The organism is Mumia sp. (assembly GCF_028803055.1).
In the GTDB taxonomy this organism is placed as follows: domain Bacteria; phylum Actinomycetota; class Actinomycetes; order Propionibacteriales; family Nocardioidaceae; genus Mumia.
In genome coordinates this window covers 6,893-17,024 of record NZ_JARBCJ010000060.1, presented here as the reverse complement: position 1 = coordinate 17,024, position 10,132 = coordinate 6,893, and the positions used below count along the sequence as shown (strand labels likewise).

At 72.6% G+C, this 10,132-nt stretch carries 9 protein-coding genes; 6 read left to right on the top strand and 3 right to left on the bottom strand.

Annotated features, from left to right (window positions below):
* Positions 1-1,308, bottom strand: a 1,308-nt coding sequence (locus PV363_RS07885; RefSeq protein WP_301022065.1) for an RNA ligase family protein, incomplete at its 3' end; no start/stop codon positions are given.
* A gap of 74 nt (positions 1,309-1,382) precedes the next feature.
* On the opposite strand from PV363_RS07885, the gene PV363_RS07880 reads away from it, so the two are divergent.
* Together PV363_RS07880 and PV363_RS07875 are read left to right on the top strand one after the other, a co-directional pair.
* Complete coding sequence (locus tag PV363_RS07880; protein WP_220347099.1) at positions 1,383-2,624, top strand: geranylgeranyl reductase family protein; 1,242 nt, start codon at positions 1,383-1,385, stop codon at positions 2,622-2,624.
* A gap of 10 nt (positions 2,625-2,634) precedes the next feature.
* Positions 2,635-3,360, top strand: coding sequence for a queuosine precursor transporter (locus PV363_RS07875; protein ID WP_220347100.1), 726 nt, complete (start codon positions 2,635-2,637; stop codon positions 3,358-3,360).
* A 39-nt stretch (positions 3,361-3,399) separates the two neighbouring features.
* Here PV363_RS07875 and tgt read toward each other — a convergent pair whose 3' ends face one another.
* Positions 3,400-4,611 carry a tRNA guanosine(34) transglycosylase Tgt gene (tgt, locus tag PV363_RS07870; protein ID WP_220344480.1) on the bottom strand — a complete coding sequence of 404 codons (1,212 nt, stop codon included), beginning with the start codon at positions 4,609-4,611 and terminating at the stop codon, positions 3,400-3,402.
* A 19-nt stretch (positions 4,612-4,630) separates the two neighbouring features.
* Positions 4,631-5,557 (bottom strand): hypothetical protein, encoded by a 927-nt coding sequence (locus tag PV363_RS07865; protein ID WP_220344482.1) that lies wholly within the window; start codon positions 5,555-5,557, stop codon positions 4,631-4,633.
* A gap of 179 nt (positions 5,558-5,736) precedes the next feature.
* Here PV363_RS07865 and PV363_RS07860 point away from each other — a divergent pair, with 179 nt between their 5' ends.
* The 4 genes from PV363_RS07860 to PV363_RS07845 all read left to right on the top strand — a co-directional run.
* The gene (locus PV363_RS07860) at positions 5,737-6,774 is read left to right on the top strand and encodes a nucleoside hydrolase (RefSeq protein WP_301022064.1); all 1,038 of its coding nucleotides are present in this window, start codon (positions 5,737-5,739) and stop codon (positions 6,772-6,774) included.
* Positions 6,774-7,619: a ribokinase gene (locus PV363_RS07855; RefSeq protein WP_301022067.1), complete on the top strand. Its 846-nt coding sequence runs from the start codon at positions 6,774-6,776 to the stop codon at positions 7,617-7,619. The genes PV363_RS07860 and PV363_RS07855 overlap by 1 nt, the downstream gene beginning before the upstream one ends.
* 162 nt (positions 7,620-7,781) lie before the next feature.
* Entirely contained in the window at positions 7,782-8,915 is a 1,134-nt protein-coding gene (locus PV363_RS07850; protein WP_220344488.1) for a metallophosphoesterase, read from the top strand.
* Positions 8,916-8,926: 11 nt separating this feature from the next.
* Positions 8,927-10,132, top strand: a 1,206-nt coding sequence (locus tag PV363_RS07845) for an AAA family ATPase (protein ID WP_301022063.1), incomplete at its 3' end; no start/stop codon positions are given.

Here is a 10,132-nt window from a genome sequence, read left to right as displayed (position 1 = left end):
TTCGTCGGTCATCCCCTTGAAGGTCTTGCCGAGCATCACGAATCCGCCGTCGGGATCGCGGGCACCGAGGTGGATGTTGCTCAGCCAGCCCTTGCGGCGCCCCGACCCCCACTCGACCGCGAGCACGACGAGGTCGAGGGTGTGGCGGGGCTTGACCTTGACCCAGGCCGCGCCGCGCCGGCCCGCGTCGTACGGGGCGTCGAGCGACTTCACGACCACGCCCTCGTATCCGGACGAGACCGCATCGGTGAAGAACCGCTGGGCCTCCTCGGCGTCAGAGGTCTGGAGACGGGGGACGCCGAGCCCGGGCGCGATCCGCTCCAGCACCTCGAGCCGCTCACGCAACGGGCGGTCGAGCAGGTCGTCGCCGTCGGCGTGCAGCACGTCGAAGAACACCGGGGACAGCACGTGGACGTCCTCGCCGGAGCGCAGGTCGGGTGCGGTGTCACGGGGGTGGGTCGCTCCGAGCGAGGCGATGTCCTGGAAGGGAGCGGGCCGCCCGTCGTGCTCGACGATGAGTGCCTCACCGTCGAGGACGAGGGGGTCGGCGGCGAGCCCGCGTACGGTCTCGGCGATCTGAGGCACCCGCTCGGTGATGTCGTCGAGGCTGCGCGTGTAGACACGGACGTCGTCGCCGACCCGGTGGACCTGGATGCGGATGCCGTCGAGCTTGGTGTCGACAGAGGCCGGTAGCGCGGGACCGACCTTGTCGAGCGCGGCGGCCACGTCGGGCGCCGAGGACGCCAGCATCGGGCGTACGGCGCGACCCGGCTCGAGCATCACCGCAGCCAGGGCCTCGGCGCCACCCGTCAGAGCGGCGACGGCGACCGGCGCGCTCGCCCCTTGCAGCATCGCGGCCCGTCGCACCGCGGCAGCCGGCACGTCGGCGGCCTCCGCGACCGCATCGAGGACGACGGAGTCCAAGGCGCCCTGCCGGACGTCACCGGAGACGAGTCCCGCGAGGAAGCGCTGCTCGTCGGCGGTCGCCCTCGCGAACAAGTCGTGTGCGGTCTCGGCACGCGCCGTCTGCGACCCCGGTCCCGACAGCCCGGCCATCGCCGCGAACGTCGCGTCGGTCTCGGCCACGGTGAGGCTCGGCTCCTCGGCCGGCGGCGGCAGGTCGCGCAACGACGCCCAGCCCAACCCCGTACGGCGCTGGCGGAGCTCGCCTGCGAGGTAGGTCACCACGACCTCGAGGTCCTCCGGTGGTGTCCCGCGCAGCAGGTCGGCCAGCGCGGTCCGCTTTGCCAGGCGCGACCGTGTCGCGGCGACGGCCCGAGAGGTGGCGACGACGTCGGCGAGGAGCATGCGACCCATTGTGCTGCGCGGCACAGACACGCCGGAAGATCGCGGCGCTGCGGCAGGGTGACACAATCGAGCGCGTGAGCGTCAACCTTCCTACCCGTACCGACGTCCTCGTCGTCGGTGCCGGTCCGGCCGGCTCTGCCGCGGCTGCGTGGGCTGCGCGGCACGGGCTCGACGTGGTCCTGGCCGATGCCGCCCGCTTCCCGCGAGACAAGACCTGCGGCGACGGTCTGACGCCGCGAGCGATCGCCGAGCTCGACCGGTTGGACCTCGGCCCCTGGATCCGCCGCCACGGCACCAACCGCGGACTCCGGGCCTCCGGGTTCGGCCAGACGCTGATGCTCCCGTGGCCGGGTGGGTCGCTGCCCGACCACGGCTCCGCGGTCCCGCGCACCGAGCTCGACGCGCACATCCGCGCCGCGGCCCTCGACGCGGGCGCGACCCCGCTCGACGGCGCCCGCGCGGTCGACGTGGTCAGGGACGGCGACCGGGTCCGGGAGGTGGTGTTCAAGACCACCGACGGCCCGCACCACGTGGCGTGCGACCGCCTCGTCGTCGCCGACGGCGTCCGCTCCCCGCTGGGCCGCGTGCTCGGCCGCGAGTGGCACCGCGAGACCGCGTACGGCGTCGCTGCGCGGTCGTACGTGAAGTCCGACCGCAGCGACGACCCGTGGATCTCCAGCCACCTCGAGCTGCGCGACGAGCAGGGCGAGGTCCTGAGCGGCTACGGCTGGATCTTCCCGCTGGCCGACGGCGAGGTGAACCTCGGCGTCGGCACCCTCGCCACCTCCAAGCGTCCCGCCAACGTCCAGCTGCGACCGCTGATGGAGCACTACGCCCGCCTGCGCCGTACGGAGTGGGAGCTGGCCGACGAGCTGCGCGCCCCGACGTCGGCGCTGCTGCCGATGGGCGGCGCGGTGTCGGGTGTCGCCGGTGCCAACTGGGCGCTGATCGGCGATGCCGCCGGATGCGTGAACCCGCTCAACGGCGAGGGGATCGACTACGGGCTCGAGACCGGCCGGCTGGTCGCCGACGAGCTCGCCGCCGGCACCGACCTGGCGACCGCGTGGCCGGCGGTCCTGCGCGAGCACTACGGCGAGGCGTTCTCGATCGCGCGCCGACTCGCGGGGCTCCTGACCGTCCCGGGCGTGGTGACGTACGGCGGCCCCGTCGGCATGCGCTCGTACGCACTGATGACCATCGCGCTGCGGCTGATGGGCAACCTCGTCACCGACGAGGACCGCGACGCCGTCGCTCGGCTGTGGCGCTGGGCCGGCCGGATGTCGCTGCGCGTCGACCGCCGGCAGCCGTTCGCGTGAGGCCGCGCGCATGACCTTCCGCGCGCCCGAGGACACCGACCGCCGCGTCGTCCGCTATGCCTCGCGGGGGTCGACCCACTTCGACGTCATCCTCGCGGCGTTCTGCGTCGTCCTCGTGGTCTCCAACATCGTGGCGACCAAGGGCATCGAGATCGGGTCGGGGAGCTGGACGCTCGGCGGCCTACAGCTCTGGCCGGTGATCACCGACGGCGGTGCGTTCCTGTTCCCGCTCGCCTACATCCTGGGCGACGTCATCTCCGAGGTGTACGGGTTCCGGGCGGCGCGCCGGGCGATCATCACCGGCTTCGCGATGGCGGTGGTCGCGGCGGTGACGTTCTGGGTGGTCCAGCAAGCGCCTGCAGCGTCGTTCTATGAGAACCAGGGGGCGTACGAGAGCGTCCTCGGGTTCGTGCCGCAGATCGTGCTGGCGAGTCTCGCGGGCTACGTGGTGGGCCAGCTGCTCAACAGCGTGGTGCTGGTCAGGATGAAGGCGCGTACCGCCGAGCGAGGGCTGTTCGCGCGGCTCGCCACCTCGACCGGGGCCGGCGAGCTGGCCGACACGCTGATCTTCTGCGCGATCGCCGCGTCGGTCATCGGCATCACGACGTGGGGCCAGTTCTGGAACTACGCCGTCATCGGGTTCGTCTACAAGGTCTGCGTCGAGCTGCTCGTCATGCCGGTGACGATGCTCGTGATCCGCTGGCTGAAGTCCCGCGAGCCCTCGTACTGGCGCTGACCCGGCCACCACCGCCCGCGCGCGGCCAGGGCCGCCGGGCTAGGCGTAGTAGCGGCCGAGGAAGTCCGCCTTGAGGTCGGCGTAGGTGCCGTCGGAGATCGACGCGCGGATCCGGTCGACGAGCCGGACGATGAAGCGCTCGTTGTGGATCGTCACCAGCGTGCCGGCGTTGTACTCCTTGGCCTTGAACAGGTGGTGCAGGTACGCCTCGGTGTAGTTCGCGCACGTGTAGCAGTCGCACTCCGCATCGATCGGCGCAAAGCTCCGCCGCGAGGACGCCACCGCCAGGTTGCGCTGACCGTCGTGGGTGTAGACCCGGCTCGACCGCGCCACCCGCGAGGGGCTCACGCAGTCGAACGTGTCCGCACCGTTCTCGATCCCGGTGAAGAGGTCGTCCGGCTCGCCGATGCCGAGCAGATGGCGCGGTTTGTCCTCCGGAAGCTCCTCGCTGACCCAGCCGACGATCGTGCCGAGCTGCTCCTTCTCGAGCGCGCCTCCGATGCCGTACCCGTCGAACCCGAGCTCGACCAGGCCGCGTGCCGACCGCCGCCGGAGGTCCTCGTACTGCGCGCCCTGGACGACGCCGAACAACGCCTGGTACGGCTTGCCGGCCCGCTCTGCGGTCAGCTTCTCGTGCTCGGCGACGCACCGGACCGCCCACGCCTGGGTGCGGTCGACCGAGCGCTCCTGGTAGCCGCGGGTGTTCATCAGCGTCGTGCACTCGTCGAAGGCGAAGATGATGTCCGCACCCAGCTGGTGCTGGATCCGCATCGACACCTCGGGGGTGAACCGGTGCTTGGACCCGTCGAGGTGGCTCTTGAACGTCACGCCCTCGTCGTCGATGTGGGCCAGCCGTTCCTTGCCGTCGGCGATGACGTCGTCGGCCGTACGGTCGGTGGTGTCCATCGCCAGCACCTTGCGGAAGCCGGCCCCCAGCGACAGCACCTGGAAGCCGCCCGAGTCGGTGAACGTCGGACCGCGCCAGTTCATGAAGGCACCCAGCCCGCCAGCCTCGTCGACGATGTCGGAGCCGGGCTGGAGATAGAGGTGGTAGGCGTTGGCCAGCAGCGCCTGGGCCCCCAGCTCACCCATCGTCTCGGGCAGCACCGCCTTGACCGTGGCCTTGGTGCCCACGGGGATGAACGCCGGTGTCTGGATGTCGCCGTGCGGTGTCGAGATCACGCCGGTACGGCCCTGGGCGCCGTCGACGGTCTCGCCGAGGCGGTCACCGACCGAGAAGTTGAATGTCACCGGACCATCCAACCAGCGGTCATCCCTCGAACGACGAGGGCGTCGCCTCGTCGGCAGCGGGAGCCGGCGACGGCTGGCCGAGGGACGGATCCTCGTCGAGGTTGTCGGGCTGCGGGGCAGGCTCCGTCGAGGGTGTCGACGGCTCGGGAGTGGGCTCGGTCGTCGGCCCGGGCTGCTGGGGGACGGCCTCCTCGGCCGGCGGGGTCACCTCGTCGGTCGGGGCGGGCTCGTCCGGGTCGGAATCCGTCGTCGACGGCGTCGACGACGGGGAGGGGTCGGTGCCGCCGTCCTTGTCGCCGCCGCCGTCCTTGCCGTCGTCCGACGTCGTCCCGACGTTGCTGAACGTGGTCCCCGACTTGCCGCTGTCTCCGAGCGGGTGCCCGACGATCGCCTCGTACGCCAAGATGCCTCCGAGGGCGAGGAGCAGGCTCGCGACCGTGGCCGCCGCGACTCCGCGCCACGAGATCAGTCGCTTGGAGGCGGCATCGGGGTCGGCGGCCTCGGTGTCCGTGCCGTCGGCCTCCACCTCGGCTCCGTCGTCCGGCGCGTCGACGGCGGTCTCCGGGTCGACGGTGTCCTCGACACCACCGTCGCCGGGCTGGCCCACCTCGTCCAGCGCCTCGGGGACAGGCAGCACGGCCGTACCGCCGGCACCGGCACCCGCACCGACATCGCGCTTGGCCATCGTCGCGAGGCTCGTGAGCCGGGCGGCCTGGGCCAGCTGGCGGCTCTTGCGCAGGGAGTTCGTGTAGATCGTGCCGGCGATGGTGGCCACCACGGAGCCGACGGCCGCGCCGATGAGGGTGCCGGCGACGCCGAGCAACGAGCCCGCCACGGCCGCGGTCATCGCGGCGAGAGCACTCCCGACGACCTGGCTGGAGGAGACTCCCGAAAGGACACCTCCGCTGTCGTCCTCGGCATCCAACTCGGGCTTCTTGGCCGCCATACATCCCTTCCCGCGACATGCGCGTACGTCTCGTACCCCTGATCTCGGGGGTGGTTCGGTGGTCGAGCGCGGGGTCGGGCCGGGGAGCGGCCGGCTCCGCGCCAACCTTCGACGTTAGCGAAGTCGAGCGACCCGTCCAAGTGGGATCGCGCACATGTCGCCGGGACTACGGTGTGGGCATGAGCAACCCCCCGCTCGAGCCGAGCACCACGCCGCCCGTCCCGGTCGTGCTGGACGTCGACACCGGCGTCGACGACGCACTGGCCCTGATGTTCGCGGTCCGGCACCCTGCGATCGACGTGCGGGCGATCACCTGCGTTGCCGGCAACACCGACGTGGACCAGGTCGTGACGAACTCGCTGGCGGTCCTCGACGCCCTGGACGCGCCCGACGTGGCCGTGGCGCGGGGAGCCGAGCAGCCCTTGCTCGGCGGCTCCCGCGACGCCCGGCACGTCCACGGCGCCGATGGGCTCGGGGGGCAACGGCTCTCGTCCTCCTCGCGTATGCCGTTCGCGGGCGGGGCGCTGGAGCTGATGCGGATGACGATCCTCGACTCTCCCGACCCGGTGACGCTCGTCTCGCTGGCGCCGATGACCAACGTGGCGCTGCTCCTGAGGGCCTACCCGGAGGTCAAGGAGAACCTTCGAGGCATCGTCGCGATGGGCGGCGCCCTAGAGGGGGGCAACGCGACCCCTGTCGCCGAGTTCAACGTCTGGCACGACCCGGAGGCGGCGGCGATCGTCCTCGCCTCCGGGGTTCCGGTCACGCTCTACGGGCTGGACGTCTTCTCGCGGGTCGTCGTCGAGGCGGAGACGTATGAGGTGCTGCGCGACGACCCCGACCCTGCCGTCGCGCTGGCCGGACGGCTGCTCGCCCACTCGCACGAGGTGATCCGCAGCGACCCCCGGGTCGGGCACGGCGGCCTGGTGGGCGACGCCGGTGCCGTCTGCTCGGTCGCGTCCCCGGGCCTGCTCACGACTCGCCGCTGGCCGGTCCACGTCGCACTGGCGCCGGGCCTCACCCGGGGGCAGACGGTCGTCGACCGGCGCTACGTGCTCGGCGAGGACGCGGTGCACGGCGTGGACTCCCTCGGCCATCTGGTCGACGTGGCGGTCGACGTCGACCACGAGGCCACACGTGACCTGTTCCTCACCACCATCTGCGCCGGCCCGCAGGCGTCGCACGGCGACGACACGGCACGGGCGGTCCAGCGGTGATGCCCGCGGAGGCCCACCCGGATCCCTCCCCGCCGTCGCGTGCGTCAGCGCGGGTCGCGGTGGTGGGATCGCTCAACGTGGACCTCGTCACGGAGGTCCGCCGCCATCCCTCGCCCGGCGAGACCGTCCTCGGTGGGGATCTTCGCCGATCCCGCGGCGGCAAGGGCGCCAACCAGGCGATCGGTGCCGTCCGCGCGGGCGCCTCGGTCGCCCTGGTGGGCAGGGTCGGTGACGACGCCGACGGTCGGGCGTACCGTGACGCGCTGGCCGCGGCGGGAGTCGACGTGACCCATCTGCGGACCACGCCTGACGTGGCGACCGGGACGGCCCTCATCGTCGTGGACGGCCGGGGAGAGAACACCATCGTGGTGGCCCCCGGCGCCAACGCCCGACTCACGGCCGCCGACGTGCGCGACGCCGCCGGCGCGATCCGCGAGGCCGACGTGGTGCTGGTGCAGCTCGAGATCGGCCAGGACGCCGTGGACGCCGTGTCGGAGGTCGCGGGGGAGGCGGGCACGAGGCTCGTGCTCAACGCCTCGCCCGTACGACCGCTGCCGCCGTCCCTGCTCGCGCTCGCCGACCCGCTGGTGGTCAACGAGCACGAGGCGCGGGAGTACGACGCCGTCTCGCTCTGCGTCACGCTCGGGTCCGCGGGTGCACGCTGGGGCGAGGACTCGGCGACGCCCCCACGGGTCGAGGTCGTGGACACGACCGGTGCCGGGGATGCGTTCGCCGGGGCCCTCGCCGCCGCGCTGGCCGCGGGGGAGGGGCGTGCTGGCGCGCTCGGGGCCGCCGTGGCTGCCGGCGCGGAGGCGACCACCTGGCTCGGTGCCCAGCCGGGCTGAGACCAGGGCCCGCCCGGCAGGCGTGGCGGCGTGACGGGAGTGGTGTTGTCCACACGATCCGGCCGTCCCCAGCCCGGCGCGCGTCCCTCAACCTGTCCGCCCTCGTCACTAGGCTCCGAGGGAGCCTGCTCGGAGGCTCGCACGGACCCCGGAGGTGGATGCATGCGCTTCATCGCGACAGCGGATTGGCAGCTCGGCATGACCGCCTGGTTCCTCGGCGACGAGGCGCGTGCGCGCTTCCAGCAGGCCCGGCTCGACGCCGTCCGGCGGATCGGCGACCTCGCCGCTGAGCGCGACGCTGCGTTCGCCGTCGTCTGCGGCGACGTCTTCGAGTCCAACCAGCTCGACCGGGCGATCGTCGCGCGGACGTTCGAGGTCCTCCGAGGGTTCTCGGTGCCGGTCGTGCTGCTCCCGGGCAACCACGACCCGCTCGACGCCGCGTCGATCTACGACTCGCGTGTCTTCGCCGAGCGCAAGCCCGACCACGTGCACGTGCTGCGCGACAGCGCCCCCTTCACGGTGGTCGAGGGTGCCGAGGTCGTCGGTGCGCCGTGGTTCGGCAAGCACCCCACGCGTGACCTGGTGGCAGACGCGTGCGCCGGACTCCGGCCGACGTCGGGCGATCTGGTGCGCGTGGTTGCCGGACACGGCGTGGCGAGCACGTTCAACCCCGACCGTGACGCGCTCGCGGCGATCGACGTGCCCACCCTCACCAAGGCACTCGACTCCGGCCGCGCTCACGTCGCCGTCCTCGGCGACCGCCACTCGACCACCGAGATCGAGTCCCGCATCTGGTACGCCGGTGCTCCCGAGGTCACGTCGCGCCGCGAGGACGATCCCGGCAACGTGCTGGTCGTGGACGTCGACCCGGAGTCGCGGGCCGTGACCGTGGATCCGGTCCGGGTCGGCCGTTGGCGGTTCGAGGTCGTCGAGCAGGAGCTGGCCTCCTCCGAGGACGTCGACCGACTCGCCGATCGGCTGGAGCAGATGCCCGACAAGGACCGCACGGCCGTGTGGCTGGCCTTGAGCGGGACGCTCTCCACGGCCGAGATGGCGCGGCTCGACGGCGTTCTCGAGCACGGGAGCGACCTCTTCGCACGGCTCGACGCCTGGGAACGGCACACGGACCTGGTCGTCCTGCCTGACGGTCACGACTTCGCCGATCTCGGTCTCAGCGGATTCGCTCAGGCCGCTCTCGACGAGCTCGCCGAGCTCGCCCGTTCCGACGCACCGGACGCGACCGTGGCACAAGACGCGCTCGGGTTGCTCTACCGGCTCGCGGGGGCCGGCCGATGAGGCTGGTGCGGGTGACGCTGCGGCACTTCAGGGGTGTTCAGGAGTCGACGGTCCGGTTCGGCGACGGCGTGACGGTGGTCGTGGGACCCAACGAGGCGGGCAAGTCGTCGGTCGCCGAAGCGGTCCGTCTGCTCCGCACCACCAAGTCCAGCTCGCGCAGTCAGGCGGTCCGCGACGTCAAGCCCGTCGGGCTCGACGTCGGACCGGAGGCCGAGGTCGAGCTGCGCACCGGCCCGTACGCGCTGGTCTACCGCAAGCGCTGGCTCAAGTCTCCGATGACCGAGCTGGACGTGACCGCGCCCTCGCGAGAGCAGCACAGCGGCGACGAGGCGCACCAGCGCTTCGCAGCGATCCTGAGCGAGACGGTCGACGTCGACCTGTGGGAGGCGCTCGAGATCGTCCAGGGCGAGTCGCTCGACCAGCCGGAGCTCGCCCGCATCTCCGCGCTCCACCGCGCCCTGGACGACTCGGCCGGCGCGACCGGCGACCACGACGCGCTGATGGCCGCCGTCCTCGCCGAGCGCGACCGTCTCCTCACCGCGGGAGGCAAGCCGCGGGGGGCTCACGCACAGTCAGCGGCCGAGATCGTGGAGCTCGAGGCCGAGGCCGCGCGGCTGCGTGCCCGGAGCGCCGAGATGGACCGCTACGTCGACGACTACGCGGCCAACGAGCACGAGCACGCGCGCCTGTCGACGTTGTCGATCGAGGCCGACGCTCGTCTTCGCCGTTCGGAGGACGCCGTCCGGGCTCTCGAGACGCTGCGCGAGGAGCTGCGCCGCTCCGAGGAGGACCTCGAGGTGGCAGAGCGCGCCCTGTCGCACGCCGTCCGGGCGCGCGACGACCGCCGCAGCATGGTCGACGACCTCGCTCGCCGTGCCGAGACGATCGACGCGCTGCGGACGCGTGTCGCGGAGGTAGTGGCGGCTCACTCCGACGCCCGCACGGCCGAGGACGACGCGCGACGAGAGGTCGGCGTCGCCACCGAGCGCGCACGTGTGGCCCGCCATGCTGCACAGACTGCCGCGCTCGCCGTGGCACGCCACCGGGACGAGCTCGAGCGGACCGCGCTCGCTCAGCGGGTCCGCCGTGCGAGGGAGGCGGGGGAGCGGTGCGCCCGCGCACGGGCCGAGCGTGAGGTCCTCCGCGTCGACGACGCGGTGCTGGCGCGCCTGACCGACATGTCGACGGATGTCCAGGTGGCGGTCGGCGCGCGCGAC

Excerpts from the sequence above, each read along its gene's own strand:
- PV363_RS07860 (WP_301022064.1), top strand. The coding sequence starts at position 5,737 with ATGAGCAACCCCCCGCTCGAGCCGAGCACCACGCCGCCCGTCCCGGTC.
- PV363_RS07865 (WP_220344482.1), bottom strand. The coding sequence starts at position 5,557 with ATGGCGGCCAAGAAGCCCGAGTTGGATGCCGAGGACGACAGCGGAGGT.
- PV363_RS07850 (WP_220344488.1), top strand. The coding sequence starts at position 7,782 with ATGCGCTTCATCGCGACAGCGGATTGGCAGCTCGGCATGACCGCCTGG.
- PV363_RS07875 (WP_220347100.1), top strand. The coding sequence starts at position 2,635 with ATGACCTTCCGCGCGCCCGAGGACACCGACCGCCGCGTCGTCCGCTAT.
- PV363_RS07855 (WP_301022067.1), top strand. The coding sequence starts at position 6,774 with ATGCCCGCGGAGGCCCACCCGGATCCCTCCCCGCCGTCGCGTGCGTCA.